22 protein-coding genes and 1 other RNA gene are annotated in these 26621 nt (G+C 67.0%); 10 read left to right on the top strand and 13 right to left on the bottom strand.

Annotated features, from left to right (window positions below; genetic code table 11):
• Positions 1 to 52: 52 nt before the first annotated feature.
• A complete protein-coding gene (locus tag VZ068_RS01000; RefSeq protein ID WP_349656612.1) occupies positions 53 to 3403 on the top strand; it encodes a winged helix-turn-helix domain-containing protein in 3351 nt (1116 codons plus the stop codon).
• On the top strand, positions 3400 to 3807 hold the full coding sequence (locus VZ068_RS00995) for a hypothetical protein (RefSeq protein ID WP_259159280.1): 408 nt from the start codon (positions 3400 to 3402) through the stop codon (positions 3805 to 3807). Before VZ068_RS01000 ends, VZ068_RS00995 begins: the two co-directional genes overlap by 4 nt.
• An 837-nt stretch (positions 3808 to 4644) precedes the next feature.
• On the opposite strand, the gene VZ068_RS00990 is transcribed toward VZ068_RS00995, so the two are convergent.
• Entirely contained in the window at positions 4645 to 5277 is a 633-nt protein-coding gene (locus tag VZ068_RS00990; RefSeq protein ID WP_349656611.1) for a response regulator transcription factor, read from the bottom strand.
• Positions 5274 to 6500 (bottom strand): sensor histidine kinase, encoded by a 1227-nt coding sequence (locus VZ068_RS00985; RefSeq protein WP_349656610.1) that lies wholly within the window; start codon positions 6498 to 6500, stop codon positions 5274 to 5276. Before VZ068_RS00985 ends, VZ068_RS00990 begins: the two co-directional genes overlap by 4 nt.
• 32 nt (positions 6501 to 6532) lie before the next feature.
• Here VZ068_RS00985 and VZ068_RS00980 point away from each other — a divergent pair, with 32 nt between their 5' ends.
• The 4 genes from VZ068_RS00980 to VZ068_RS00965 all read left to right on the top strand — a co-directional run bounded on the left by VZ068_RS00980 (position 6533) and on the right by VZ068_RS00965 (position 9339).
• Positions 6533 to 7030, top strand: a complete 498-nt coding sequence (locus VZ068_RS00980; RefSeq protein WP_349656609.1) for a PEMT/PEM2 methyltransferase family protein — start codon at positions 6533 to 6535, stop codon at positions 7028 to 7030.
• A gap of 207 nt (positions 7031 to 7237) precedes the next feature.
• On the top strand, positions 7238 to 7660 hold the full coding sequence (locus VZ068_RS00975) for a DUF2141 domain-containing protein (protein WP_259159276.1): 423 nt from the start codon (positions 7238 to 7240) through the stop codon (positions 7658 to 7660).
• Between the two features lie 25 nt (positions 7661 to 7685).
• Positions 7686 to 9203 carry a carotenoid oxygenase family protein gene (locus VZ068_RS00970; protein WP_349656608.1) on the top strand — a complete coding sequence of 506 codons (1518 nt, stop codon included), beginning with the start codon at positions 7686 to 7688 and terminating at the stop codon, positions 9201 to 9203.
• A gap of 61 nt (positions 9204 to 9264) precedes the next feature.
• A non-coding RNA gene (locus VZ068_RS00965) (sX9 sRNA) lies at positions 9265 to 9339 on the top strand.
• 6 nt (positions 9340 to 9345) lie between these two features.
• Here VZ068_RS00965 and VZ068_RS00960 read toward each other — a convergent pair.
• Complete coding sequence (locus VZ068_RS00960) at positions 9346 to 10458, bottom strand: serine hydrolase domain-containing protein (protein ID WP_349657621.1); 1113 nt, start codon at positions 10456 to 10458, stop codon at positions 9346 to 9348.
• A gap of 391 nt (positions 10459 to 10849) precedes the next feature.
• Here VZ068_RS00960 and lldD point away from each other — a divergent pair, with 391 nt between their 5' ends.
• Positions 10850 to 12010 carry an FMN-dependent L-lactate dehydrogenase LldD gene (lldD, locus tag VZ068_RS00955; protein ID WP_349656607.1) on the top strand — a complete coding sequence of 387 codons (1161 nt, stop codon included), beginning with the start codon at positions 10850 to 10852 and terminating at the stop codon, positions 12008 to 12010.
• A 274-nt stretch (positions 12011 to 12284) separates the two neighbouring features.
• On the opposite strand, the gene VZ068_RS00950 is transcribed toward lldD, so the two are convergent.
• The 4 genes from VZ068_RS00950 to VZ068_RS00935 form a co-directional block, all read right to left on the bottom strand.
• On the bottom strand, positions 12285 to 13100 hold the full coding sequence (locus VZ068_RS00950; RefSeq protein WP_349656606.1) for a hypothetical protein: 816 nt from the start codon (positions 13098 to 13100) through the stop codon (positions 12285 to 12287).
• A 75-nt stretch (positions 13101 to 13175) separates the two neighbouring features.
• The gene (gene ligD, locus VZ068_RS00945) at positions 13176 to 15917 is read right to left on the bottom strand and encodes a DNA ligase D (RefSeq protein WP_349656605.1); all 2742 of its coding nucleotides are present in this window, start codon (positions 15915 to 15917) and stop codon (positions 13176 to 13178) included.
• 9 nt (positions 15918 to 15926) lie between these two features.
• A complete protein-coding gene (locus VZ068_RS00940) occupies positions 15927 to 16898 on the bottom strand; it encodes a Ku protein (protein WP_349656604.1) in 972 nt (323 codons plus the stop codon).
• Complete coding sequence (locus VZ068_RS00935) at positions 16898 to 17296, bottom strand: hypothetical protein (protein WP_349656603.1); 399 nt, start codon at positions 17294 to 17296, stop codon at positions 16898 to 16900. The genes VZ068_RS00940 and VZ068_RS00935 overlap by 1 nt, the downstream gene beginning before the upstream one ends.
• A gap of 153 nt (positions 17297 to 17449) precedes the next feature.
• Here VZ068_RS00935 and VZ068_RS00930 point away from each other — a divergent pair, with 153 nt between their 5' ends.
• A complete protein-coding gene (locus VZ068_RS00930) occupies positions 17450 to 17629 on the top strand; it encodes a hypothetical protein (RefSeq protein ID WP_349656602.1) in 180 nt (59 codons plus the stop codon).
• A gap of 105 nt (positions 17630 to 17734) precedes the next feature.
• Here the strand turns inward: VZ068_RS00930 and VZ068_RS00925 are convergent, their stop codons facing one another.
• Positions 17735 to 18130: a DUF779 domain-containing protein gene (locus VZ068_RS00925; protein WP_259159268.1), complete on the bottom strand. Its 396-nt coding sequence runs from the start codon at positions 18128 to 18130 to the stop codon at positions 17735 to 17737.
• Positions 18131 to 18580: 450 nt separating this feature from the next.
• On the opposite strand from VZ068_RS00925, the gene VZ068_RS00920 reads away from it, so the two are divergent.
• Positions 18581 to 19150 (top strand): hypothetical protein, encoded by a 570-nt coding sequence (locus VZ068_RS00920; RefSeq protein WP_349656601.1) that lies wholly within the window; start codon positions 18581 to 18583, stop codon positions 19148 to 19150.
• 75 nt (positions 19151 to 19225) lie between these two features.
• Positions 19226 to 20554: a peptidoglycan-binding domain-containing protein gene (locus VZ068_RS00915; RefSeq protein ID WP_349656600.1), complete on the top strand. Its 1329-nt coding sequence runs from the start codon at positions 19226 to 19228 to the stop codon at positions 20552 to 20554.
• A gap of 268 nt (positions 20555 to 20822) precedes the next feature.
• Here the strand turns inward: VZ068_RS00915 and adh are convergent, their stop codons facing one another.
• From adh to VZ068_RS00890, 5 genes are all read right to left on the bottom strand, one after another.
• Positions 20823 to 22352, bottom strand: coding sequence for an aldehyde dehydrogenase (gene adh, locus VZ068_RS00910; RefSeq protein ID WP_349656599.1), 1530 nt, complete (start codon positions 22350 to 22352; stop codon positions 20823 to 20825).
• Between the two features lie 231 nt (positions 22353 to 22583).
• Complete coding sequence (locus VZ068_RS00905) at positions 22584 to 23075, bottom strand: hypothetical protein (protein ID WP_349656598.1); 492 nt, start codon at positions 23073 to 23075, stop codon at positions 22584 to 22586.
• Positions 23076 to 23260: 185 nt separating this feature from the next.
• Positions 23261 to 23641, bottom strand: coding sequence for a cupin domain-containing protein (locus VZ068_RS00900; protein WP_349656597.1), 381 nt, complete (start codon positions 23639 to 23641; stop codon positions 23261 to 23263).
• A 127-nt stretch (positions 23642 to 23768) separates the two neighbouring features.
• Positions 23769 to 24068 (bottom strand): hypothetical protein, encoded by a 300-nt coding sequence (locus tag VZ068_RS00895; RefSeq protein WP_349656596.1) that lies wholly within the window; start codon positions 24066 to 24068, stop codon positions 23769 to 23771.
• Between the two features lie 306 nt (positions 24069 to 24374).
• Positions 24375 to 26501 (bottom strand): TonB-dependent receptor, encoded by a 2127-nt coding sequence (locus tag VZ068_RS00890; protein WP_349656595.1) that lies wholly within the window; start codon positions 26499 to 26501, stop codon positions 24375 to 24377.
• Between the last annotated feature and the right edge of the window lie 120 nt (positions 26502 to 26621).

Raw genomic sequence — 26621 nt, 5'->3', positions numbered from 1 at the left:
TCTGTTGACGATTGTCCAGGCCCCTTCCAGTTGTACGACCGGTATTCGACCGATGTCCCTTCGTAGCGAGCGCGTCACGCAGCTGAGCTCCGTTCCGCGGTTCCGCCTGGGTCCGTTGCTGGTCGAACCGGAGCGGCTGACGCTGATCGACGACGGCCAGACCATCGCGCTGGAACCGCGCATGATGGAAGTGCTGATCGCACTGGCCGAGCGCGCCGGCGAAGTGATCAGCGCCGAGCAATTGCTGATCGAGGTGTGGCACGGCAGCTTTTACGGCGACAACCCGGTGCACAAGACCATCGCCCAGCTGCGCCGCAAGCTGGGCGACGACAGCCGCCAGCCGCGCTACATCGAAACCATCCGCAAACGCGGCTATCGGCTGCTGCCCAAGGTGGTGTTTCCGCAGGACTATCGCGGCGCGGTGATCGGCACCCAATCGTGGGCGCAGGGCAGCCCGTATGTGGGTCTGCAGGCCTTCGACCCGGCGCACGCAGAGGTGTTTTTCGGCCGCAGCCATGCGATTGCGCAGGTGGTGGCCGCGTTGCGCGCGCAGCTGCACAGCCAGCGCGGGCTGGTGCTGGTGAGCGGGGCCAGCGGCTGCGGCAAGACCTCGTTGCTGCGGGCCGGCGTGGTGCCGTTGCTGTCGCACACCGGCGGGCTGGATGGGCTGGAAGCGGTGGCGGTGACCTACTGCAACCTGGCGCAATGCCGCGGCGGCGACGTGCACGACACGCTCGCGCGCGCACTTGGCGAGTGGTCAGTCGCCGGGCGTGCGGTGTTCTCGCCCGCGCAACTGGCCCGGCTTGCCGAGTGGTTGCAGCACCCTGCCCCGCTGCATGCCGCCATCGGCGAGGCGATGCGGCAAGGCGGACCCGCACGCGATAGCGCACAGGCCCAGCGGCACCTGCTGCTGGTGATCGACCATGCCGAAGCCATGGTGGCCACGCTCGGCATCACCGATGCCGACCGCAGCGCGCTGGCCGCCACATTGCAGGCGCTGTGCAGCAGCGCAAATGTGGCGGTGCTGCTGCTGACCCGCAGCGACTTTTATCCGCGCCTGATCGATGCGTTGCCGGACATCGTCGAGCTCAAACGCGGCGACGGGCACGTGGATCTGCTGCCACCGCGCGATGGCGAGATCGGCCAGATCATTCGCGTGCCGGCGGCCATGGCCGGGCTGCGCTTTGAAGAAGAACACGACAGCGCCAGCCGCCTGGACGATGTACTGCGCGATGCCACCGCGCGCCAGCCCGATGCGTTGCCGTTGTTGCAGCATCTATTGCATGCGCTGCACGCGCAGCGCAGCGACGATGGCCTGCTGACCTTTGCGGCCTATCGCGCACTGGGTGGGCTGGAGGGCGCGCTGGCGCATCACGCCGAAGCGACCTTTCGTGCATTGCCGGCCGCTGCGCAAGCGGCACTGGGCGAGGTGCTGACACAGCTGAGCGTGATCCACCCCGACAGCGCGGCGGTGACCGCACGCCGTGCGCCCTGGTCGGCATTGCCGGCCGACGGTGCGGCGCACGCGCTGGTCGCTGCCTTCGTGCATGCGCGGCTGTTCGTCAGCGAGCTGGTGGCCGGCGAGCCGGGGTTTGCGGTGGCGCACGAAGCCTTGTTGCGGCAATGGCCACGTGCGGCCGAGTGGATCCACGAAAATCGCCGGCTGCTGCAGGCACGCAAGCGCCTGCAGCTGGCCGCGCAGCGTTGGGCAAGCGAGGGCCGGCGTAGCGATCACCTGCTCAACAGCGGGCGCCCGTTGAGCGAAGCGCGCGAAGCCGCGCGGCGCATGCCGCAGGACCTGGATGCGGTGGACGTGGCATTCCTGCGCGCCTGCGAGCGCTCGCAGCGACACCGCCGCGGCCTGTATGCGACAGCCGCCACCTTGCTGGTGGTGCTGGCCAGCGCATCGCTCCTGCTCGGTTGGCAGGCGCGGCAGGCCCAGCAGGTGGCAGAAGAACGCCGCGACCAGGCGCAGCAACTGGTGGGCTACATGCTGGGCGATCTGGCCGAGCAGTTGCGCACCGTTGGCAACCTCAAGCTGCTCGACAGCGTGGGCAGCCGCTCGCTGCGGTATCTGGAGGATTTGCCTAGCGCCGGCATGCAGCCGGACGAGCTGGTCAACCATGCGCGTGCCTTGCGCACGACCGGCGAGGTACTGATGAACCAAGGCAAGCTCGATCAGGCACAAGCGGCATTCCTGCGCGCCGCCACTATCGCCGAGCAAGCGGTGCACCATGCGCCGTCCTTGCTGGAGGCACGGGCAGAGACCGGGCAGGCCGCGTATTGGCGCGGGTATCTGGAGTATCAACGCAAGCAACCAGCGTTGGCGCGTGAGCACTGGTCGCGCTATCTGGCCATTGCCGAGGACTTGCAACGCACCGCACCGCACGACCCACGTTGGCAGTTGGAACTGTCCTACGCGCTCACCAATCTCGGTTCGCTCGCGCAGAACGTGGGCGATTCAGCCAGCGCCATCCCCTTGTTCACCCGCTCGATTGCGCTCAAACAGCGCGTGCTTGCCGCCGCGCCCGAGAACACCAATGTGCGATATGAGTTGATCAATGGCCTGTCCTGGCGCAGCTCGGCACAGGAGACGCAAGGTCTGCTGGCGCCGGCCGAAGCCGGGTACCGCGAACAGATCGCCATGCTGCGTACGCTGGTGGCGGCCACGCCCGATGCAGACACATGGCGACGTCGGCTGGCCACTTCGTTGCTGCTGGCATCCAACCTGGCGCTGGCACGCGGTCAAAACGCGCAAGCGCAGACCGATGCACAGGCGACCGTGGCAATCCTGCAACCGTTGGTGGCCCTGCAGCCGGATAACCTGCAATGGCAGCGCGACCTGGCCCATGCCTACGCGCAGATCGGCTGGGCGACCGCACTGGACGGACGGCCCGCGCAGGGGCAACGCGCACTGCAACAGGCCCGGCAACGCCTGGCACCCTTGCTGCAGCAGCGTCAGCCGTTGCCGGAATGGCAATGGCTGGACGCGGTGATCGCTCTGCGGCTGGCGTATCTGCAGCCGAATGCAGCGGCTGCCCGTGCGGCGGCATTACAGGCCAGCGTCGCCCGGCTGGAGGCCCTGCATCGCGCCCGGCCGCAAGATCCTCTAGGACCGACCACCCTTGCCCACGCACTGGTATGGCAAGGCGAACAACACGCCGCAGCCGGCAAGACAGCGGCAGCGCGCGCATGCTGGGAGCGCGCGGTGGCGGTACTCGGTGCCGACGCCGGTGCCAGCCACAACAAGGCCCTGCTCGATCCATGGGTCCGGGCGCAGATCCTCCTGGGCCGGCAGGCGGCAGTCATGCAACAACTCGGGTGGTTGTATCAGGCGGGCTACCGTCACCCGGGGTTCGTTTCCTTTTACGCCCCGCTCCTCAAGGAACAGACCTCGTCATGACGGAACAGGAAAACAAGATCGCGTGCCATCCCGGTACGAACATTGATTGCGCAATGTCGGTGGCCTATGTGGAGATCGGCGGCAATACCGGCCACGGGAAGTACCACTATCACTACCAGCCAGGGATGGTGCTGGTGCCGGGCCACCATCGCAACGTCACCATGCGTTACCGGTTCGACGAGGCGGTAGGCTTCAATTTCAGGATTCGCAAGCTGATCAGTTCCGACTCGCAGAATCAGATCAGCAACATCGAGTACGACCCCGACGGCCGCTGGGTCTCGTTTCGCAATGCCAACGATCGCTCGACACTGATCTTCTTCATGGTGGTCGTCGAGGACCTGCAGCGTGGGGAAACCTTCAGCTGCGACCCAGAGGTGGGCAACGATCCGCAGATCACTCCCTAGAGCTTAGGTCCCCCCCGGCGGTCACCAACGTCATACGGATACCGACAGCCGCCGCATCGCGAGGGCCGCCAGTGGCGGTCCTCGCACAGCCGAGCCCCTCGCAAGGACAGGTTGCTCGACCAGACGTCGGCCAACTCCTCGTGCGCGACATTCGCTCCCGCGCTGCCGGCGGCATGCAGCCTGCCCCGACAGGCTCGCCGGTGCTGCAGCGACGGCGCATAACGCGGTTGGCTCAACTCGCAATTCACGCCGGAAGTGCGGCCTGGATCCATGGACCTGGCAACTCGGCCTGCGTCGGGGACGACCACGCGACTGCAACGGACACCATCAACAGCAAGCCAAGATGTTGGAAGAAGCGCATGACGAGCTCCGCAGCAGACCGGAGCGCGGCGCGTTTCCGGGCGGCGCCAGTGGCCGCCGGGACACCTTCGCGGGTGGCCCGCTGCGGGACCTGACGGCAATCTTACGGTTACTGCCGGAGGCTGACGGATGCTGGAAATTGCTTTTGAAACAGCAAGATGGAGCAGGCGTCTTGAGCGAAGCCTGTTGACCCGCCAGCGCGCATGGCTTCGCCCCGTACCCTCACCCCAGCCCCCGCAGGCGGGAGAGGGGCTTTGAGCTCCTGGTTGCATCGGCTACTGCTTGTCCTCTGTCGCCTGCCGCTGCCGTCTGCCGCTGCCGAAAGCGCTTGCCCCCCACTGCCAACTCTTGATCTCCCAATCCCAACCAAACGCCGCGCGGTAGCGCCTGTACCAACCCCAATCCCAAACCCACCCTCACGCCGGCCCCGGGATGCGCTCTTACCAATCCCCAATCCCGACTCCCCAATCCCCGCCCTCAAATCACCCGCAGCGTGATCGCCTTCAACACCGCCCTGGTGCGGTCGCGGGTGCCGAGCTTTTCCAGGATGGTGGAGACGTAGTTCTTCACCGTGCCGTCGGCCAGGAACAGGGTGCGGGCGATTTCCTTGTTGGAATAGCCGCCGGCCAGCAGGCGCAGGATCGCCACCTCGCGTTCGCTGAAGGTCTCGCTCGGCGCCTGCTGGTCGCGGAACTGGTAACGCGCGCGCACCGGGTCGGTGCTGACCGGTTGCAGCAGGGTGTCGCCGGCGGCGACGCGGGCGATGGCATCGCGCAGGTCTTCCGGGGCGGCATCCTTGAGCAGGAAGCCCTGTGCGCCGGCTTCGGTGGCGCGCAGCAGCAGGTCGCTATCGTCGAAGGTGGTCAGCAGCAGTACCGGGGTGCGGTCGCCGCGGGCGCGCAGTTGCTCCAGCGCCTGGATGCCGTCGATGCCTGGCATGCGGATATCGCTGAGCACCACATCCACCGAGGTGGTGCTCAGCGCATCCAGCAATGCCTGGCCGTCGTCGGCCTCGCAGACCACCTCCACGCCTTGTTGCTGCAGCAAGGCGCGCAAGCCGGCGCGGACCAGGATCTGGTCGTCGGCCAGGGCGATTCGAAGTGGACTCATACCGGAACTCTCGCAGTCAGATGCATGCCGCCCGTGGGGGTGAGGCCAAGGTCGAGCTGGCCGTGCAAGGCCGCCAGGCGCTCGCGCATGCCGGTGATGCCATTGCCTTCGCGGATGCGCTCGGCGCGGCGGCCGTCGTCTTCGATGTCCACCCGCAGCTGCGCATTCTCGCATTGCAGATGCACCGCCACTTCGTCGGCATCGGCATGCCGCACGGCATTGGTCAGCGCCTCCTGTACCAGCCGCAGCAACATGTCGGCCACGCGGGCATCGGTGATGCGCACGTCCGGGTCGATGCGCAGGCGCAGGGCCGGACGCGGGAACGGTGCGGCCAGCGCGCGCAACGCGGTCTGCAGGTCCAGGCCCCGATCGTCGCGCATGGACTGCACCACGTTGCGGATGTCGGCCAGCAGTTCGGCAGACAGCTGCTCCAGCACCGCAATGTCGTCGCGCTGCGCCAACGCGGGGTCGGCGCTGAGCAGGCGCAGATTGATGCGCATGGCGGTGAGCTTGTGCCCGGCCACATCGTGCAGCTCGCGCGCCAGGCGCAGGCGTTCGGCGTCGCGCGCGCTGTCGGCCAGCAGCGCGCGGGTGGCCAGCAGATCGGCGTTGACGTAGGCCAGCGCATCGCGCGCGCGCTCGGCACTGCGCGCGTAGTTGGCGGTCAGCGCGGCAAAGGCCTGGAAGCTGGTGTAGATGACCACTACCAGCAATGGGCGCGAGACGTGCGCCTGCACGAAGACCGCGTACATGGCCGCATTGAGCGCCAGCATCAGCGCCAGCACCTGCGGCGGTTGCCAGCGCATCGCCGCCTGCGCGACCACCAGCACCAGCAGCACCGGCGAAGTGCCCGTGCGCGGCTCCAGCCAGACCAGGGCCACCGCCAGCACTGCCTGCAGCAACAGGGCGCCATGCTGCGGCAGCGGCCGTGGCGGCAGCAGGTAGCGCAGCAGGAACAGCAGGGTGAAGGCGATCACCGTGGGCCAGCGCCATTGCCCGTACGGCGCGAGCTCCGGGCCGAACGACAACATGACCCCGGCGATGGTGAGCACGCCGGCCAGGTTCAGCGGTTTGGTGATGTCGCGCAGGAGGCATGTCATATGACGATGCTGACCGCCACGTGGCCGCTCGGCAATGGTGCGCACGCAGAAAGTGACTTCCGGCAGGTGGGGTCGATGACCTGCGGCCCCTGTGCCGGGCGCAGCGCCTGCGCACACTGGCATCACCCCGCCATCCATTGCCCCGGAGTCACGCCATGTCTGCTTCCAGTCTGTTTCTCGCACTCAATCTGATCTGGGCTGGCCATGAAGTGCTGCTCAGCCGCCGTCGCCGCGCCAGCGATGGCGGCGCGCACGATCAGGGCACGCTGCAGCAGCTGTGGCGGGTGCTGTCTGTGGCGCTGGCCATTGCGGTGGCGCTGGCCTATAGCGGGCTGGCGTTGCGCGTGTGGGCCATCCAGGTGCTGGCACGCTGGTTCACGGTGGATGTGACCATCCAGCCAGACCAGCAACTGGTGCGCAGCGGCCCATACCGCTGGCTGCGTCACCCGTCCTATACCGGTGCGCTGATGGCCTTCTACGGGCTGGCGCTGGGCATGGGTAACGCGTTGTCGGTGGCGGCGATCGTGGTGCCGGTGACGTTGGTCTTCCTGCACCGCATTCGGATCGAAGAGGCCGCACTGCAGCGTGCGTGTCCGGTGGCCTACCCGGCCTATGCCGCGCAGAGCCGGCGCCTGCTGCCGCTGGTGTGGTGAGGTTGGCAGTCGCGGATGGCACGCAGCAGCGCTTCGCGCGCTCGCACACCGGTTCGGCATGCGCTGCATGCACGTGCGAGCAGTGCCGCACTGTCTGTCGTCGGTGTGCATCGGTCGATGTGCGACGGCCGCCACCGCAGCCAGGCTGGTGTGCTGCGTACCATCGAGCTCCACGCACCGCATCCCCATCGTTGCCAGGAGAGTTGCATGCTTGCCCGCACTTATGCCGCTGTCGCCCTCGCCGGACTGCTTGGCAGCGCTGCCGCCAACGCCGCCGATCTGGACGTGGGCGTCAGCGGCCTGCGCTCGCAGCAAGGCAAGCTGCGCGTTGCGGTGATCGCCTCGGCCGCGCAGTTCAACAGCGCACAGCCGCCGGTGCAGGCGCAAACGGTGCCGATCACCAGCGCTACGCCGCACATCCAGTTCAAGAATCTTGCCCCCGGACGCTACGCGGTGATGATCAATCACGACGAGAACAGCAACGGCAAGCTGGACACCAACCTGATCGGCATGCCGGTGGAAGGCTACGGCTTCAGCAACAACCCCACCGGCATGCGCAAACCCGACTTCGACGAGATCGTTTTCGATCTGCCCGCTGCCGGCAAACGCATCAGCGTGCAGATGCGCTGAGGCCCACGCGCGAAAGGAGCCATGCATGCACCGCCGCCGCTTCCTGCAATCGTTACTGGCCGCCACCGGCAGTGCTGCGCTGGGCGGCTTTGGCATGCGCAGCCTGCCTGCACGCGCCGCGGAAGCTGCCGCATTCCAGGCCCAGTTGCAGCGCACGCCGTGGCTGCTGGGCTGGCGTAGCGTGGTCAGCCCCACCCTGGGGCCGGCCACCGCAACGCTCCACGGCGCATTGCCCGAAGGCCTGGCAGGCAGCCTGTATCGCAATGGCCCGGCCTGGACCGAGCGCGCCGGGTTCCGCTACGAACACTGGTTCGATGGCGACGGCATGGTGCACCGCTGGTGGCTGGGCGGCGGCCAGGTGCGGCACCTTGGGCGCATGGTGGCCACCCACAAGTTCACCCGGGAGCAGCAGGCCGGGCGCTTTCTCTATCGCGCTGCCGGCACCTCCGTGCCGGACATGCAGCCCGGCCGCAACAACGACGATACCAACACCGCCAACACCTCGGTGACGATGCTCAATGGCCGCCTGTTCGCGCTGTGGGAGGCCGGTTCTGCGATCGAACTGGACCCCGATGCGCTGGACACCCTCGGCCCGGTCACCTGGCGCGAGGATCTGGCCGCAATGCCGTTTTCCGCGCACCCGTTGACCGACCACGACGGCAGCGTGTGGAACGTCGGCTCGATCAGCGTGGTCGGCTCCACCGGCGTGGTGCTCTGGCACCTGGGCGCCGACGCCACGTTGCGCAACGTGCAGTTGCTGCACACCGACGCGCCTGCCTACCTGCACAGCTTTGCGATGACCGACCGCCATCTGATCCTGGTGATGGCACCGTATCAGCGTCTGGACGGCGACGGTGCGTTCTTCGAGCAACTGCGCTTCACCCCGGATGCCCCATGCCGGATTGCGGTGGTGCCCAAGGATGCGCTGGACCAACCGCGCTGGTTCGAGGCCGACTTTGCGGTGGCCTATCACTTTGCCGATGCCTATGCGCAGCAGGACCGCATCGTGGTGCGCGCCATCGTGCACACCGATCCGGAAGAAGCCCGCTCGCCGATGCGCGCAGCCATGCGCGGCGACCCACAGGCCGCGCCGGCACCAGTGCAATTACGCAGCCTGCATCTGGACCTGGCCAATGGCCGCGCGCACTGGCAGGTGCATCCGGTGGACAACCTGGAATTGCCGCTGTTCGACCACCGCAGCCCGCGCACGCAGGGCGCGCGCCTGTACGCGCCGTGCATCGATGGCCCGAACCAGTCGCCGTTTCTCAATGCCGTGGCCGGCTACGACCTGGAACGCGACAGCCGCCAGGTGCATCGCTACGGCCCGCATGTGCTGGCCGAGGAACATGTGTTCGTCGCCAGGCCCGGCAGCACGCGCCCGGACCAGGGCTGGCTGGTGGGCACGGTGCTCGACACCCAGCGCGCACGCACCGGGTTGATGGTGCTGGACGCACAGCACATCGATGCCGGGCCGATTGCACAGGCATGGCTGCCTTATGCGATTCCGCTGGGATTCCATGGGCATTTTGTGGCGGCTGCATAACAGCGGCCCTCAAAACGGCGGTACGCAACGCCAGGCGGACGCGGCCGGTGCCCGGTGCGGCAGCTGCCTCTCGCACACGCCGGTTCTTGCGCGCCGTCGCGCCCAGCTGACGACTGCTCGCTAGGTTTTGCTGGCCGCCGAGTCAGCGGACCGGTGGCGAGTGCACGGCCGGCATGGGTTCGGTGCCGGTCGTGGCCTGTTGCCTGAGCTGCAGCGCGTAGCTCCATAGATCGTCGAACAGCTGCGCATTGACCTTGGCATCGCTGCTATCGAGCGAGGTGTTGCTGATCAGCACCACCGCATTGTCGTGCGCCAGGTCCGACAGCATCTCGGTGTGCACGCCCGGGTCCGAGCCGCCGTGGCCGATGCGGGTGACGTTGTACTTGGTGGACCAGAAGATGCCGGAGTTCTTCTCGTTCAAGGCGATGTTGTCGGGCTTGTTGGCGGCGGTGTACTGGAAACGCAGCATCTGCGCGGTGGTGGTGGCGTCCAGGATGCGCACGCCCTGGTACTGGCCGCCATCGAGCAAGGCGATGAACAGCCTGGAGAGGTCGTTGACGCTGGTGCGCACGCCGCCATCGGGATAGGTGGTCAGCTCGTACGGCGGGATCGGTACGCTCACGCCGAACTGGCTCACATACAGCGTGGCCTGTGCGGCGGCCGGCAGATCGGCGGCATGCCAGGCGGTGTGCTGCATGCCCAGCGGCGCGAAGATGCGCGTGTGCGTGTAGCGCTCCAGCGACTGGCCCACCGCACGCGCAACGATGTAGCCCACCAGGCCGGCGCCGATGTTGGAGTACTCGCGATGCGTGCCGGGTTTGAGCTGCAGATAGTTCTGCGCCCGGTAGTCGCACCCGCCGGGCGCCAGATAGCCGCGCAGGAACTCGCCCAACGGCGCGACCGGCATGCCTTGCCAGCGATAGGTGTCGCGGTAGACCTCCCAGCGGTCGGTCAGGCTGGACGTATGCGTGGCCAGTTGCCGCAAGGTGATCGGCACGTCCGGAAACTGCGGGTTGCGCACCGCGAACGGTAGGTAGGTGTTGATGTCCGCATCCAGCGCCAGCTTGCCGTCCTGCACCGCCTGCATCAGCGCCACGCCGGTCACGGTCTTGCTGATCGAGCCGATGCTCATGACGGTGTCGGGCGTGAACGGCGTGCCGCGTGCGCGGTCGGCAAAACCGATACCGCCGGTCCAGACCACCTTGCGGTCGCGGATGATCGCCGCGCCCAGGCCGACGATGCCGGCGGCGTCCATGCGTTGCTGGAGTGTGCGCGTGATGGCATCCGGCGCGGGCGGCTGGCCTGGCCCGCTCGCCATCGCCTGACCACTGCAAAGCAGACCGATCGTCAGCCCGACCCGTACCGTCCATCCCGCTGCTGTGCCTGCACGCATGGCGCCCTCCGTCCGTGATGTGCTTGCTGCAGATTCCCGGCATGGGCGGCGGTACGCGGCAACGCCGCTGCAGCAGCGCACGCAGTCTTGCAATCCATCGATTCGGACGCCAGCGCGATGCGACCAAACCGCCCGTAGGCCCGACGAAACGCCGCGCGCTCGGCTTGTGCACCGTGCCGATAGCGCAGCGGTCCCCGCGCCACACCGATGGTCTTACACTCAGCGGCTACCCCGTAGCTGTCGTCCGTCTTCGATGATCATCTCTGCCGCTTCCGATTACCGCGCCGCCGCCCAGGCGCGGCTGCCCCCCTTCCTGTTCCATTACATCGACGGAGGCGCCTACGCCGAGCACACGCTGCGGCGCAATGTCTCGGATCTGGCCGATATCGCGCTGCGCCAGCGGGTGTTGCGCAACATGTCCGACCTGAGCCTGAGCACCGAGCTGTTCGGCGAAACCCTGGCGATGCCGGTGGCCCTGGCGCCGGTGGGGCTGACCGGCATGTATGCGCGCCGTGGCGAAGTGCAGGCGGCGCGCGCCGCGGCCGCGCGCGGAATCCCGTTTACGTTGTCCACGGTGTCGGTGTGCCCGATCGAGGAAGTGGCGCCGGCCATCGGCCGGCCGATGTGGTTCCAGCTGTACGTGCTCAAGGACCGCGGTTTCATGCGCAATGCGCTGGAGCGCGCCAAGGCGGCCGGCGTCACCACGCTGGTGTTCACCGTGGACATGCCCACGCCGGGCGCGCGTTACCGCGATGCGCACTCGGGCATGAGCGGGCACAATGCATCGCTGCGGCGCATGCTGCAGGCGGTGACGCATCCGCGCTGGGCGTGGGACGTGGGCCTGCTCGGCAAACCGCACGATCTGGGCAACATCTCGGCCTATCGCGGCAGCCCCACCGGCCTGCAGGACTACATCGGCTGGCTGGGCGCCAACTTCGACCCGTCCATCGCCTGGAAGGACCTGGAATGGATCCGCGAGTTCTGGACCGGGCCGATGGTGATCAAGGGCATCCTCGACCCGGACGACGCGCGCGATGCGGTGCGCTTCGGCGCCGACGGCATCGTGGTGTCCAACCACGGCGGGCGCCAGCTCGATGGCGTGCTGTCCAGCGCACGCGCGTTGCCGGCCATTGCCGATGCGGTGAAGGGGCAGCTGAAGATCCTGGCCGACTCGGGCATCCGCAGCGGGTTGGACGTGGTGCGCATGCTGGCGCTCGGTGCCGATGCGGTCTTGCTGGGCCGCGCCTTCGTCTACGCGCTGGCGGCAGGCGGGCAGGCCGGCGTGGAAAACCTGCTGGGCTTGATCGAAAAGGAAATGCGCGTGGCGATGACGCTGACCGGCACCCACTCGATTGCCGAGATCAGCAGCGATGCGTTGAGCCGGGTGACGCGCGAGGCCGCGGTCTCGGCGTAGACGCCGTGCAGGCCTGAACGCCGTTGGCCGCGCCTGCGTGCCGATGGGCGCAATCGCCATGCATCGGCAGGGGTGCGCGGGTTGCATGCGGCGTGCAGGTACCGCTGCAGCCAGCTTGCGTCTGTCGCCATGGCAGGCAAATGCGTCCGCCAGCGGCTGCATTGCTGGCCCGACCGGACTGGCTGGGACGTCCTGTCTGCAGTGACGCAACGCGCAGCGGTCCACCCTGCGGCGTTACCGCACTCGGAGATGAGGCGCACCAGGTGCGCCTGCGCTATTCAATCTCCAGCATCTTGCCGGCCATCAGCGCCTGGGCAATGGCGAAGACGTTGCGCGTATCGGCAACGATTCCATCTGCGCCGAGCACCACGCGCTGATCCTGGGCGCCATCCATTGCCCGTTCCAGGACCTGGTTGTAGCGGAAACTCAGCAGCAGTGGACCCAGCAGCACGGCGCGCTGCGCTTCCGGCAGCGGGGCGCCGCCTGGCGATGCCTGGTGCTGGGCCGCATCGACCACCGCGTTCCACCCGGCGATATAGGCATTGGCCTCGATCGCCATGTTGTGGTTCAGCGCCTCCTGCGCCATCGCCGTTGCGTCGAACTCGGTTCCCTTGGCCTGTGCATCGCCGATACCGGCGGCCATCTTGTCCGCCAGCGTCCGCTCGAACTGTGCATGCCGTTCGGCGACCGCCGCGTGCACTGCCAGATGGGCGAGCACGAACACCAGGTTGTCTGCGGCAAGGTCGCCACTGCGCAGCGCATGTGGGCGTGGGGTCTCACGCAGTTGCTGGAGCAGCCCGCTGGTGAGGATCATCTCCTTGTCCAGAACCGCCGCGGCGAAAGGACGGTTCTTGATGACTGGCTGCGCGGTGTCGGCCACGACACGGATGCGCCTGAGTTGCCCGGCATCGACAAGTTGCACTAACTGCCCACGTAGCAGGGGCGCGGCGCGGACCGATGCCCGCACCTGCTGCGCCTCGTCATCGCTGCCTTGAATGCCGGCCAGTACAGGGTCGAGCTTGTCTGCTGCAAAGGCCGGCAGCACGCACAACCATGTGAGCACGAAGACGCAAGCGCGCATCACTGACATTGCAGAATCCCTTCATCGCAATCCACGTGTCCGCAGGCTAGCACGGCCTGCGCTGCCGCTTCCAGGCGGTGTGGATCACGCCCTGGGCAACCGTTGCTTCACCGCCAACACCTGCGCCCACGGGTCAACGCGCTGGCGCCTGGCACGGTGGATGGCCTTGTCGATCGGGAACGCATCCGGCCCGCTGATCTTGCCGAGTTCTTCCCAGCGCAAGGGCACCGCGACGGTGGCTTTTTCGCGCGCGCGCAGCGACCACGAACACACGCTGGTGTTGCCGCGGCCGTTGCGTAGCCAGTCGACGAAGATCACGCCGTGGCGCTTGGCCTTGCTCATGGTGGCCACGTAGCGCTCCGGCGCTTGCGTGGCCAGCGCCTGCGCAAATGCCTCGCAGAAATCGCGCGCCTGCTCCCAGCCCGCATCGGGCACGATCGGCACGACGACATGCAGGCCTTTGCCACCGGACAGGCGCACCGCGCTCTCCAGGCCTGCACTGCGCAGCTTGGCGCGGATGTCGCGCGCGGCAGCCACCACGTCGGCCCAGGACACCCCATCGCCGGGATCCAGGTCGAACACCAGGCGGTCCGGATGCTCCGCATCGTCGGTGCGCGATCCCCACGGATGCAGCTCCAACGCGTTCATCTGCACCAGCTCGAGCAGGCCGGCGGCATCTTCGACGTAGATGTAATCCTCGGTGCCGCTCTTCTGCCGCAGCGGAATCGCCTTGATATGCGTGCCCAGGTGGCGGCCTTCGTGCTTCTGAAAGAAGCAGTCGCCGCCGGCGCCATCGGGGCAGCGCAGCAGCGACAAGGGGCGGCGCGCGATCTCCGCCAGCACCAGCGGCGCCACTGCCCGGTAGTACTCGGCCACATCGCCCTTGCTGATGCCCAGGGCGGGAAACACCACGCGTTCGGGATGGGTGATGGTGATGCCGTCTGTGGACGTGGATTTGGACGCTGTCGACGTGAACACCGTGGATTTCGATACGCTGGACCTGGACGCTGCCGCCTTTTTGGAGGTCGGGGTCGCGCTCGTCTTCGATGCCGTCGAACGCGCGCGTTTGCTGGTGGTGCTGGTGGAGGCGTCGACTGTCGTTCTGGATGTTTTCCTGGTCGCCGTCTTGCGCGCCGGCGCAGCGGCCGTTGCCGCACCACGTTTGCCTGCAGCACGCGCCTTGCCCGGTGCGGCGCGGTCGCCGCCCAACTCGCTCATGGGTTTGTCCTCGCGTAGACGCTTGAACGCGGCCTGCCGCAGCAGGCCTTCCTTCGCCCAGCCGCGGAAGGCGACCTCGGCGATCAGCACCGGCCGGACCCAATGCACATCGCGTGGCCGCCCCGGGAGGTGCGTCGGCAATTCCAGCGTGGCGGTGTCGCTGTGCAGCGCCCGCAGCAGCGCGCTGATCTTTGCCAGCAAGGCATCGTCGAAGCCGGTACCCACACGCCCGACATAGCGCAGCGTGTTGCCCTCGCGTTGCGCCATCAGCAAGGCGCCAAAGCCACTGCGCGCACCCTTGGGATCGGTGTAGCCCACCACCACGAACTCGTCGCTGTCTGCGTGCTTGGTCTTGACCCAATCGGCGCTGCGTCCTGCGCGATAAGGCGCATCGGCGAGCTTGCTGACGATGCCTTCCCAGCCGGTGCCGGCGCTGGCCGCGAACACCTCCGGGCCGTGGCCGATCACATGGTCGCTAAACGCCAGCGTGCCTGGCTCATCGCCCAGCAACTCGTGCAGCAATTGCTTGCGTTGCAGCAACGGGGTATCGCGCAGATCCACCCCGGCCACGCCCAGCAGGTCGAACACGATGTAGCGCAGCGGCTGCACGGCGCTGCCATCGAGCGCACGTTGCAGCGCCGAGAAGTCGGTGCGTCCCTTGGCGTCCAGCACCACCAGCTCGCCATCCAGGCGCGCATCGCGCACCGGCAAGGCCTGCACTGCGCGCACCACGTCCGGAAAACGCTGTGTCCAGGCCTGGTCGTTACGTGAGCGCAGTTGCACCTGGCCATCGACCATGTCGGCCAGCAGGCGATAGCCGTCCCACTTGATCTCGTGCAACCAGCGCTCGCCCTCCGGCGCCTGCTCGCGCAGCAAGGTCAGTTGCGCGCGAAGCTCGGTTGGGCTTGGCGCATCGCGCGCCCCGTCAAGCGCCAGGGCGCGGGTCCGCCATTGCCTGGAGTCCGCACGCGCTGGACGTGCGCGTTTGCCTGCCGCCGTCGTCTTGGCGCTCGCCTGTGCCGCGGGCGCATGCCGTGCCCGGCTGGCCTTGGCACGGGTTGCCGGCGCCGCCGCAGCCGCTGCGCCTGCGGCCTGCTGGGCCACCAGCGCATCGGCATCCAGATCGGCCGCGTACGCATCGCTGCGCTTGAACAGCAGCCATTGCGGTTTGCCGCCGCGCATCTGTGTGCGTACCAAGGCAAAACCGCCGCGCAGCAGCGTGCCCTGCAATTCAAATTCCAGTTTGCCCGCGTCCAGCGCCGCCAACGCATCGCCTTCGCAGTGCCACTGTCCGTGGTCGAACACATCCACATGCCCGGCGCCGTAATGGCCCTGCGGAATATCGCCCTCGAAGCTGGCATACGACAGCGGGTGATCCTCCACCTGAACCGCCAGCCGCTTTTCGCCAACGCGCAACGAAGGGCCCTTCGGCACGGCCCAACTCTTGAGCACACCGTCGACCTCCAGACGGAAGTCGTAATGGCGCGAGCTGGCGTGATGCAATTGCACGACGAAGATCGGCTGCTTGCTGGCACGCGCAGGCGTGTCGCCGGCCGGCTCCGGGGTCTGGTCGAAGCGGCGCTTGGCGTTGTAGTCGCGCAATGACATGGGCGGGGCCTATCCGGCCTTGCGGCGTGGCGCCGCCTTGCTGGCCGGCGTCTTGGCGGTCTTGGCTGCGGTCTTCTTGATGGTCTTCTTGGTGGCCTTTTTTGCCGCTTTCCTGGTAGCGGTCTTGGCGGTCTTCTTGGCCGACCCAGCCGCCGGCGCGCTGCTCTTCTTGGCCGGGGTGCGCGTCTTGGCCTGCAGGCTCTTCTGCAGCAACGACATGAAATCGACCACGTTGGTGCTGGCGTCTTCGTGCTGCGGCGGCTCGATATCCACCTTGGTGGTGCCGCCCTTGGCCTGGATGCGCTTGCGCAGGATCTGCTCGAGTTTGCCGCGGAATTCGTCGTGGTAGTCCTCCGGCTGCCAGGTGCCGGACATCGACTCGATCAGCTGCCTGGCCATCTCCTGTTCCTTGGGCGTGATGCGGTACTCGCCCACCGCGCCGGCCGGCAACTTGAAGTCCTGCGGGTCCACCACTTCCTGCTGGTAGCGCAGCAGCAGCAGGATCAGGGCATCGCCTTGCGGCATCACCGCAGCCAGGTACTCGCGGGTGCGGATGACCACCTTGGCAATCCCCACCTTGCCGGTGTCGCGCAGCGTTTCGCGCAGCAGCACATAGCCTTTTTCGGCCTTCTTGCCCGGCACCAGGATGTAGGGCTTCTCGAAATAGCGCGGGTCGATCTCGGCCGCATCCACAAAGGTTTCCACTTCCACCGTCTCGTGGCTTTCCGGCGAGGCCGAGCGGATGTCCTGCTCTTCGACAATGACGTAGCTGCCCTTGTCGTACTCGAACGCCTTGACGATTTCCTTCCACGGCACTTCATCGCCGGTGTCGGCGTTGACGCGCTCGAAACGGATCGGCTTCTTGTCGCGCGAATCGAGCATGCGGAAATGCAGGTCCACCTTGCGTTCGCCGGACATCAACGCTACCGGCACGTTGAGCAGGCCGAACGACAGCGTGCCGGTCCAGATCGGTCGGGCCATCAGTGCGCCGCTCCATGGATGGCCGCGTCGGGGATATGGTCCAGCGCCAGCCACGCGTCCTCGACAATCGTGCGGACGTGCGGCCAGTCCAGGCGCGAGTCACCGCGCATGCTTTCCCACTGCGCGGCCAGCGCCTGCTCACAGTGCGCATCGTTACCGCGCGGCCAGTCTGCGGCGTGGGTCAGCCGGGCGAACGCGTAGGCCGGCGAGAGATCGCGCCAGGTCGGCCCGCCCCGTCGGCGGCGGCGCTGGTAGTCGGCCAGGCTATAGCACTGGAAGTCCTGCGCTACGCCCACTGCATCGATTGGTGGCCACTTGCGATGAGTCCGCTTGGCCGCTGCAGGGTCCGCCTGCGCACTGAACAGGCGACGGTCGGGACGGCGGTCCTGGGGGCGCATGGTCTGCTCCACGGTACGGCGGTGAGGGCCCACATCAGTAGCGCCGCTGCCGTGATCCAGCTGTGAGAAATCCGCATAGGTTTTGCGATTTGCGTGCCCTTCACCCCGCACGCGCTGAACTGATGGCCCTACCCAGACACCAGGAGCGGCGCCATGTCCCGCGACCCCTTACGCGAACAGCCTGCACAGCCCGGCGAACAGCACGGCAAGCGCGACGCCGAGCACTACGAAGACCGTGGTGCCGGCGATACACCAGGCCGCCTGATCCCGGCCGATGACGACACCCCTGCCAAGACACCGGGCACCGCGCCATCCACGGCGACGGATGAGTGAGTGCGTGTGCCGAGCGCTGTCTTGTTGGAAGCGTGTTGTTGCAAGGCGAACCGAAGGGCGTCAGCTTGCCGACTGGCAAGTGCTGCTGATCTCGATGCGCCTGGCTTACGCACGGCCGGCCTGCTGCAACCGTGCGAATTCATCATCCCCAAACAGCCGCGACCGCACCAGGAAACGCACGCCTTCGCCATTTTCCAGCGAGAACATGCCACCACGGCCCGGCACCACATCGATGATCAGCTGGGTGTGCTTCCAGTAGTCGAATTGCGACGCGCTGATATAGAACGGTGCACCGCCGATCTCGCCCAGCAGCACGTCGCGATCGCCGACGATGAAGTCGCCGACCGCAAAGCACATCGGCGACGAGCCATCGCAGCAACCACCGGATTGATGGAACAGCAGATCGCCATGCCGCGCACGCAGGGTGTCGATCAGCTGCAATGCCGCCGGTGTTGCCAAGACCTGCAATGGCAAACTGTTCTGGGTGATCGTGCCGTGCATCGTCCGCCTCCAGCGGCCGCGTCAGGCGGCCATCTCGCGCACGATACGCCTCTCGGCCGTGCCGGCGCGCATGCAGGCAACTGACGTTGATGTGGCCGTGGGGTGCGTCGGCCGCAGCAGTCGTAGCCACCTTCCCGGGTGTTCTGCAGCCGCTGCGCACCGCCTGGGGTCACCCGGCACGCGGGCAGCTCACGCGGCCGGCCCGCCCACGACCAGCGACTGCCCGTGCCGGGCTCACACGCAGTGTCCGCGTGAGGCCGCTACCTGCGGCAGCACGGGAAGCTGCGCGTACAAAGCGGCACTGGCAGAACGGCAGCGGCCGGTCGTCGCCGCCCTCACATGCCACTCGTACACTGCGCGCGTGTGCGCCACCCGCATCCACCCGACGCCTGCGCGTCGCATGTTGCTGGTCGCTGCGCGCCTCAACGCTCATACGGAGGGAACCACACCATGAAGCAACGCCTGCTCACCGCCGCCCTGCTGGCCCTGCTGGCCCTGCTCCTGCAAGGCTGCCAGATGCCGGAGCCCGCTGCCGCCGCCGATCCCGCTGCGCCGACCTCGGCCGCCCCGGCAACCACCACCCCGGCACCAACCACCCCGGCCGCCCCGGCAGCGGAGCGCCCCGCGTTGCCCCAGGCGGCCTGCGAGAGGACCGAAGACGGCTTCTCTGCGTTCTTGGAAGCGATCGTCGCCGATCCGGCGTTACGCGCGGCCTACAGCGCCCCGCACGTTGCAGAACGCGACCTGCGCGACCCGTCCAAGCCGGCGGAGCGCCCGAGCGCGCCGTTCCGGCTGGTCCTGATCGATTCGCGCTGGTCCTACGACGAGCCGGACAAGCAACCCGAGCAACTGTCCCGGGTCAAGCTGGAGCTCAAGCCCGACGGCGAGCGGATGCGCGCAGAGTTCATCAGGGCCGAGTTCTCCCCCGACGAAGAGGTCATCAAGACCGTCGGGGCACCGGAGGCCTATGTGTTCGACTACACGCAGCAATGCTGGCAGTTGACCCAGCATCTGCGCTGATCGGCCGCCCGCCAGGCTGCCCGCGGCCTGGCCAGGTCAGCATCGGTTGTCTCGCTATCAATAAGGAAATTGCACATGCCCAGATACACCATCGTCGAATCGGTCGGACGCGGCGTCCAGCATATCCACGACTACGAAGACATCGAGCGCCATCACCCCACGCGCGGCAACGAGCGAGGGCGCGTGTACGGCACCGTCAATGGCGAACGCGAGGAATTGCTCGGCAATTACAGGGGTGCGGCAACGGTGTCGCGCGATGGCGACCATTACGTGTCCAAGGATTTCGTGCTGCAGGCCGGTGGGGTCAGTAGTGTGCCGGTACCGGCCATCGCCAGCGGCTATATCGGGCGCGTGGATGCCAGCGACGGCATCGTGCAGATCTACGACAAGCCGGCTTCCGACCCGAGCCGTGAAATGATCGCCCAGTACCGGCATCTGGACCTGCGCAATACCCAGCTGGAAACCGGTGCACGCATCGAGTACGGGCAGTCGGTGGGCATCCAGGGCGGTTTCAACAACGGCAATCCCAGTGCGTTCGGCAAGCATGTGCATGTGGACATCAACACCGGCTATCTGCCGCAGGCCGACCGCTACATCCGCGACATCAGCAGCGGCGCGATCACCACCGATCAGCGTCCGCAACATGCCCAGCCCAATCTCACCGGCACCGCCCAGGTGACCGACATTTCGGGCAATGGCCGCACAGTCGCGGCGCCGGTTGGCACTGCGGCGGTGAGCGCCGCTCCACTGGCCGACGGCGTGCTGCGCAAGGACGAACATGGACCTGAGGTCAAAGCCCTGCAGGAACGCCTCAATGCGCTGGGCTATACCGATGCCCAGGGCCAGGCATTGGGCACCGACGGCAAATTTGGCGATCGCACCCGGCAGGCCGTGCAGGCATTCCAGCGCGATCACCAGCTGAGCGATGACGGCATCGCCGGCCGGGACACCTTCAAGGCGCTGGCCGGCGCCCAGCCACGCCAGGCCGACCCTGCCGCGGCCCCGCAGCAGCCTGAGGCGCCAGCACGCCAACCACTGGTGTCCGATCCGGCGCATCCGCAGCATGCGATGTACCAACAGGCAGTGGGCGCGCTGGAAAAGCTCGGTCCCGCAGGCGGGTTCAAGGACCGCAAGGAACTGGAGCAGGCCGCCGGCACCCTCACCCACGACGCCAGCATCAGTGGGCTGACCCGCATCGACCACGTCACCCCCAACAAGGCGGGCAATGGTCTGTTTGCGGTGGAAGGCAGACTGGACGACCCGGCGCACCGCCGCGCCTACGTCGACCGCGACCAGGCGGTGCAACAGACCCTTGAGCAATCCACGCAGAAACTGCGGCAGGATCTGCCGGCCGGCATCGAGCAGGAGCCTGCGCGCGAAACCAACCGCGCGATGGCGATGTAGCTGATCGTCGCTGCTGGCAACGCCCCGCAGGCGGCGGGGTCTGCTGCCTGCGGCGCGTTGCCGTCTGCGCAATTGACCCACCGGGACACACGACTAGCAGCTGCGACCTAAAGGCGGACCGTGTGCAGGGGCTGCGTCCGGGTGATCCGAGCCGCAGCACGCAGCGGCGCTGCCGTCGCCTATAGAGTGCCGATGGCAGCCTCGACGCGGACGCGCGGTGCCTGCGCTGCTTCTGGCGTGCCGCCCGAACAGGCGGCACGCCATCGGCTCAGAAGAACCCCAGCGCCTTCGGCGAATAGCTCACCAGCAGGTTCTTGGTCTGCTGATAATGGTCGAGCATCATCTTGTGATTCTCGCGGCCGATACCCGACTGCTTGTAACCGCCGAAGGCGGCGTGCGCGGGATAGGCGTGATAGCAGTTGGTCCATACCCGCCCGGCCTGGATCGCGCGGCCCATCCGGTACAACCGCGACGCATCGCGGCTCCACACGCCGGCACCCAATCCGTAGAGCGTGTCGTTGGCGATCGCCAGCGCTTCGGCCTCGTCCTTGAAGGTGGTCACCGACACCACCGGCCCGAAGATTTCTTCCTGGAACACGCGCATCTTGTTGTGGCCCTTGAAGATGGTCGGCTTGACGTAGAAGCCTTCGGCCAGCTCGCCATCGAGCGTGTTGCGCTCGCCGCCGATCAACACTTGCGCGCCCTCCTGCCTGCCGATGTCGATGTACGACAGGATCTTTTCCAGCTGCTCGCTCGATGCCTGTGCGCCGACCATGGTGTTGGGATCGAGCGGATTGCCCTGCTTGATCGCCGCTACGCGCTTGAGCGCCTTTTTCATGAACCTGTCGTAGATCGAGTCCTGGATCAGCGCGCGCGAGGGGCAGGTACACACTTCGCCCTGATTGAAAGCGAACAGCACAAAGCCCTCCACCGCCTTGTCGAGAAAGTCGTCGTCCTCGGCCATGACATCGGCAAAGAAGATGTTGGGCGATTTGCCACCCAGCTCCAGCGTCACCGGAATCAGGTTCTGGCTGGCGTACTGCATGATCAGCCGGCCGGTGGTGGTTTCGCCGGTGAAGGCGATCTTGGCGATGCGCGGATTGCTGGCCAACGGCTTGCCGGCCTCGAGCCCGAAGCCGTTGACCACGTTGAGCACGCCGGGCGGCAGCAGATCGCCGATGACTTCCATCAACACCAGGATCGAGGCCGGCGTCTGCTCGGCCGGCTTCATCACCACGCAGTTGCCGGCCGCCAGTGCCGGCGCCAGTTTCCAGCACGCCATCAACAGCGGGAAATTCCACGGAATGATCTGCCCCACCACACCGAGCGGTTCGTGGAAATGATAGGCAATGGTGTCGCTGTCGATCTCGGAGATGCCGCCTTCCTGTGCACGGATGGCACCGGCGAAATAGCGGAAGTGATCCACGCATAGCGGCACATCGGCATTGAGCGTTTCGCGTACCGGTTTGCCGTTGTCCCAGGTTTCGGCATAGGCGAGCAGCTCAAGGTTCTGTTCGATGCGGTCGGCGATCTTGAGCAATACGTTGGAACGCTCGGTGGTCGAGGTCTTGCCCCACGCGTCCTTGGCCGCATGCGCGGCATCCAGTGCGGCTTCAATGTCCTGTGCGTTGGAGCGCGCAATCGAGGTGAACACCTTGCCGCTGATCGGCGTGGTGTTGTCGAAATACTGACCGCCGGCCGGCGCCACCCACTTGCCGCCGATGAAGTTGTCGTAGCGCGGCTTGAAGATGGACTGCGGGTCGGTGTTGAGTGGCTTGGCAGAGGGAAGCGCGTTCATCGTGGTCTCCTGGCAGCGTGGTCCGATGCGAACGTGTATACCCGCGCAAGTGCTAGCGCAATGTCGTGTGATGCGCTATTGCGCTGCGTCATTGCGACAGCATCGCTGCAGCGTATGTGATGAGCAAAATCGCGCTGCAGTGCGTCATCGTGTGCGACCAAAGGCCACGCGCGATGTAGAAGTGCGGGCGGCCTGCGATGCGTCGGTTGCTTGCCGTGCGCAGCACCCACCTCAATCGCGCGGTGCGGGCGGCTCGAAGACGTCGGGATCGGCCATGGACGCGGCGCAATCCTGCGTTTGCCTCAGGTGATATTCCTGCAACTGCCACCCCGCCGTGGCTGATGCCGCAGCCCACCGATAGGTCCAGTGGTAGCGCATGCCCGCGCCACATGCGTCGATGGCGACGGCATCCCCGGGCTGACCATGCTCGGGAAACGCCACCTCGGTACTGGTCAGATCCGCACGACCGCCGGCACCCGAGGCGTGCGTGCGGTAACTGGTGCGCAGCTGACCTAGCGCGGCAGCACTTGCCGGTGGCTGCGCCTTGGACGGCTGCGCCAGCAACCAGCGATGCACCTCCGCCACGGCCGGACTATTGGCCAGATAGGTCCGTGTCACCTGCAGCGTGCCCTGCTCTGTAGACGCAGCGGCACCGGCAATGGCACCGGTCAGTAGGCTGGTCGCGCCAAGCGCTGCAATCGACACCGCTTGCAGGAATGTCATCCCGTGCTCCATGCGTTGTGTGCGGAAAACCGAGCCTAGCACGCTACCTACGTCTGCCTGGCAGCCGCCGCGATATGCATGACCCGCTGCGCCAAACGCAGCTCGGCGATTGCGATAACGTGCCATGCAGGGTCGCTGCGTGCATGCGATCCGATGCCGCAAGTCCCCCGCGCCGAGCGCAGCGATCAGATCCAGACGTCGTTGTCTGCGGTGTAGGCGCCACCCGCATCGCCGGTATTGACCACGCCGCGTGGCTCGACCAGCAGCACGCTGCACTCGTGCTCCGCCACTGGCCGGTGTTTGACCCCCTTGGGCACCACGTGCATCTGCCCGGCCGACAGCGCCACCACGCCATCGCGAAATTCGATGGTCATGTGGCCGTCCAGCACGATGAACACCTCGTCCGTGTCCGCATGCCGATGCCACACGAACGCACCTTGCAGCTTGACCAGCTTGAACTGGTAGTCGTTCATTTCCGCAACGACACGCGGGGAACAGTGCTGCGACAGCAAGGCGAGCTTGTCGCTGAAATCGATCGGGGCGTAGCGCATGTTCAACGGAAACATCCTTGTGCGGGGAATGCGCCTGCACGCTTAGTGCATCGTATTGCGCACAGTCACTGCTGCAGGGTGCGGCGCATTGCAGCGACACTCAATGAACAACGCGACCGGTTTTGCCCGGCGCGATGCGCGCTCATGCACCAGCGGTGCGGGTGTCTGCCGCGCGCCACGCTTGCACGGCTGCGCTTACCTGCGCACCATGACTGGCGCTTACATCGCGCGCGACAAAGGCGTACGGCTGCCTTTGCACCTGCGCGGCAAGTCGTGCGCAGGCGGCATGTCTGTCTGCCAGCACGTCGGCCTGCTCGGTTGCGTTCAACGGCAGCAGGAGCGAAACGCCTGTGACCGAGATCGTGCAGTTGATGTCCAGCCAGTAGCGGTTGTCCTCGCGCAGCAAAAACCAGTCTGCGGTGGCGTGATCGACGACGATCATGGTGGGGCCTTGCGTGGTGGGCACAGGTGGGGCGTGTCGATGGCAAACCATGGGTTAGCGGGACGGCTTCGTCGCGCCCGGGTGCGCTCCTACGGTGACGGACGCGCGTTGTTGAACGCGCGCCGCATGCGGCCGGATTCGCCGCCGAACTTCAATTACAGGCCGACCGGTTGTTGGAGAGACATCCGCATGCTGTTGTGCCGCCACGTGGCGATGCGCGCCTTGGCTGGACGGCTTTGTCGCGCCCGGGTGCGCTCCTACGGGTGACGGGCGCGTGTTGTTGAACGCGCGCCGCATGCCGGTGGCTCAGCCGCCAAAATCCCACTGCAGCCCTACCGTATAGGTGCGGTCCGGGCCGGGTTCGTAATAGCGTCCGTTGCCGTCGTTGACGATCACCGAGCCCACGTACTGGCGGTCCAGCGCGTTGTCGATGCGGGCGAAGGTACGCAGCCCGCCGAAGCTGGTGGTCCAGCGGCGCGAGGCTTCCAGGTTGACCAATGCATAGCCCGGCGCGCGCTCGGTGGCCAGGTCGTTGACCACGGTGGCGTCGGAGGCCACCGTTTCGGCGGCGAACTGCCATTGCAACGGCTGCCACTGCCAGCGCGCAAACAGCTGCTGGCGCGGCACGCCGGGCAGGCGCGACCCGCTCGCCACTGGCGCGGTGGGCGTGGCGCAGCCGCTGCTGGCGCAGGTGAGATAGCCATCGCGCACGGTGGCATCGACGAAGGTATAGGCCAGCTGCAACTGCTGGGTGGCGCCCACTGGTTGATTCCAGCTCAGCTCCGCGCCCTGGCGGCGGGTGGCGCCGATGTTGCGATAGGTGCTTCGGCCGTTGGTGTTGCTGGCCACTGCCAGCTCGTCGTCGGTGTCTGCGCGAAACAACGCCAGCTGCAGCGCCGCGCCGCTCTGGGCGCGCCACTTGCTGCCGACCTCGTAGTTGCGGCTGGTGGCCGAGCCCAGGTCCAGCGCCAGACCCGCGCCGCCGTCGTTGCGGTACCCCAGCTCGTTGAAGGTGGGCGTTTCGAAGCCGCGTCCAGCCGAGGCGTAAAAACGCAGATCGTCGGTGGCGCGGAACACGATGCCGGCTACCGGCGTGGTGGCCGAATAATCGCGCCGCCCGCTGTCGTCGGGATTGCGGCCCACGATGTAATGGTCGTCCGAGCGGAAACGCACCTGGCTATGCCGCACGCCCAGCAATGCCGACCAGCGCTCGCTCCACTGCCACCAGGCCTGCGCAAACTGATCCACGTTCTCGACCTGGTCGCGCTGATTGCGGCGCAGCGCGCCCTGCACGCCCAGCGTGGTGCCGACGAAATTCTCGTAGCCGGTGCGGTGCTGGCGTTGACGATCCACGTTTGCGCCCACGGTCAGCTGCAGGGGCCGGCCCAGGGCCTCGCCTTGCCAGGCCCAACGCGCGTCGGCACCTTCGTAATTGCTGTCCAGATCGATCACCCCGCCCGAATGCAGCGGATTGCGCTGCACCGCTACCGGCACCGCCAGGAACTGCTCCACGCTGCGCTGCCCGCCATAGGCCATCAGCCGCACCGTCTGGCTGTCGAACTGCTGGGTGAAGATCGCCCCGGCCTGCGATTGGCGCACCGATTTGCGGGTGTTGAACTGGGTGGCCACCGAGGTGGCCTGCGCCGGGTCGGCGTTGAATTGCGCGCGGGTCAGGCCCAGCGGGTCCTGCGCATCGGGCGCGTCCAGATAGTTGAGCACCAGGTCCAGCCGGCTGCCGGGTGCCAGGTCGAAGCCCAGCTTGGCGTTGACCGAGTCGCGCCTTGCGCGGCTATGGTCGCGGAAGCCGTCGGTTTCGAAATGATTGGCGGCCAGGTTGTAGTGCACCGCGCCCTGCTGGCCGAGCAATTGCGCGCCAACATTGACGGTGGCATTGCTGCCGTAGGTGGCACGCAGCCGCCACGGGTCGTCGGGCTTGCCGTCGGCGCTCCATAGTTGCAGCACGCCGCCGGAGGAATTGCCGTACAGCGCCGAAAACGGCCCGCGCAGCACTTCCACCCGCTCGGCGCCCAACACGTTGAAGTGCGACAGCTGGCCCTGACCATCGGGCATGCTGGCCGGGATGCCGTCGACCAGCAGCCGCACGCCGCGTACGCCGAAGGTGGAGCGCGCGCCGAAGCCGCGGATCGACAGCTGGGTGTCCTGCGCGTAGTTCTGGCGGTCGCGCGCCACCAGCCCGGGGATACCGTCCAGCAGCTCGGACACCTGCGCGCCACGGCGGTTGTCGTCGTCGGCCGCCACCACGGTGAACGACGCCGGCAGGTCGAAGTCGTCCACGCCGTGCACACGCGCGGCGTCCACCTGCACGGCGGGCAGTGTCTGCGGCGCGGGTGCGGGCTCGGCGGCCAGGGCGGGCGCCACGGCGCTCGCAACGAACAGACCGCACGCAGCGGCCAACAGGGTGAGTCTGGGCATGGGCATAGTGTCCCTCATCCGTACTGTGGCCGCATCGTTGCGTACGGAACGAAGCATGCTACGCCGGCCATGGGCTGCTACGATGAAGTGGTTTGGCCCAGCCGCGGCCGAGCATCCCGG

The organism is Xanthomonas sp. 10-10 (assembly GCF_040182365.1).
GTDB lineage: Bacteria > Pseudomonadota > Gammaproteobacteria > Xanthomonadales > Xanthomonadaceae > Xanthomonas > Xanthomonas arboricola_F.
Note: the sequence above shows the minus strand (reverse complement) of the source record. Positions and strands in the feature narration are given on the sequence as shown.

Coding starts and splice junctions, on each gene's coding strand:
- VZ068_RS00920 (WP_349656601.1), top strand. CDS start 18,581: ATGAAGCAACGCCTGCTCACCGCCGCCCTGCTGGCCCTGCTGGCCCTG.
- VZ068_RS00995 (WP_259159280.1), top strand. CDS start 3,400: ATGACGGAACAGGAAAACAAGATCGCGTGCCATCCCGGTACGAACATT.
- lldD (WP_349656607.1), top strand. CDS start 10,850: ATGATCATCTCTGCCGCTTCCGATTACCGCGCCGCCGCCCAGGCGCGG.
- VZ068_RS00925 (WP_259159268.1), bottom strand. CDS start 18,130: ATGCACGGCACGATCACCCAGAACAGTTTGCCATTGCAGGTCTTGGCA.
- VZ068_RS00980 (WP_349656609.1), top strand. CDS start 6,533: ATGTCTGCTTCCAGTCTGTTTCTCGCACTCAATCTGATCTGGGCTGGC.
- VZ068_RS00940 (WP_349656604.1), bottom strand. CDS start 16,898: ATGGCCCGACCGATCTGGACCGGCACGCTGTCGTTCGGCCTGCTCAAC.
- VZ068_RS00990 (WP_349656611.1), bottom strand. CDS start 5,277: ATGAGTCCACTTCGAATCGCCCTGGCCGACGACCAGATCCTGGTCCGC.
- VZ068_RS01000 (WP_349656612.1), top strand. CDS start 53: ATGTCCCTTCGTAGCGAGCGCGTCACGCAGCTGAGCTCCGTTCCGCGG.
- adh (WP_349656599.1), bottom strand. CDS start 22,352: ATGAACGCGCTTCCCTCTGCCAAGCCACTCAACACCGACCCGCAGTCC.
- VZ068_RS00975 (WP_259159276.1), top strand. CDS start 7,238: ATGCTTGCCCGCACTTATGCCGCTGTCGCCCTCGCCGGACTGCTTGGC.
- VZ068_RS00915 (WP_349656600.1), top strand. CDS start 19,226: ATGCCCAGATACACCATCGTCGAATCGGTCGGACGCGGCGTCCAGCAT.
- VZ068_RS00895 (WP_349656596.1), bottom strand. CDS start 24,068: ATGATCGTCGTCGATCACGCCACCGCAGACTGGTTTTTGCTGCGCGAG.
- VZ068_RS00960 (WP_349657621.1), bottom strand. CDS start 10,458: ATGGACGCCGCCGGCATCGTCGGCCTGGGCGCGGCGATCATCCGCGAC.
- VZ068_RS00890 (WP_349656595.1), bottom strand. CDS start 26,501: ATGCCCAGACTCACCCTGTTGGCCGCTGCGTGCGGTCTGTTCGTTGCG.
- VZ068_RS00900 (WP_349656597.1), bottom strand. CDS start 23,641: ATGTTTCCGTTGAACATGCGCTACGCCCCGATCGATTTCAGCGACAAG.
- VZ068_RS00935 (WP_349656603.1), bottom strand. CDS start 17,296: ATGCGCCCCCAGGACCGCCGTCCCGACCGTCGCCTGTTCAGTGCGCAG.
- ligD (WP_349656605.1), bottom strand. CDS start 15,917: ATGTCATTGCGCGACTACAACGCCAAGCGCCGCTTCGACCAGACCCCG.
- VZ068_RS00970 (WP_349656608.1), top strand. CDS start 7,686: ATGCACCGCCGCCGCTTCCTGCAATCGTTACTGGCCGCCACCGGCAGT.
- VZ068_RS00950 (WP_349656606.1), bottom strand. CDS start 13,100: ATGTCAGTGATGCGCGCTTGCGTCTTCGTGCTCACATGGTTGTGCGTG.
- VZ068_RS00930 (WP_349656602.1), top strand. CDS start 17,450: ATGTCCCGCGACCCCTTACGCGAACAGCCTGCACAGCCCGGCGAACAG.
- VZ068_RS00905 (WP_349656598.1), bottom strand. CDS start 23,075: ATGACATTCCTGCAAGCGGTGTCGATTGCAGCGCTTGGCGCGACCAGC.
- VZ068_RS00985 (WP_349656610.1), bottom strand. CDS start 6,500: ATGCCAGTGTGCGCAGGCGCTGCGCCCGGCACAGGGGCCGCAGGTCAT.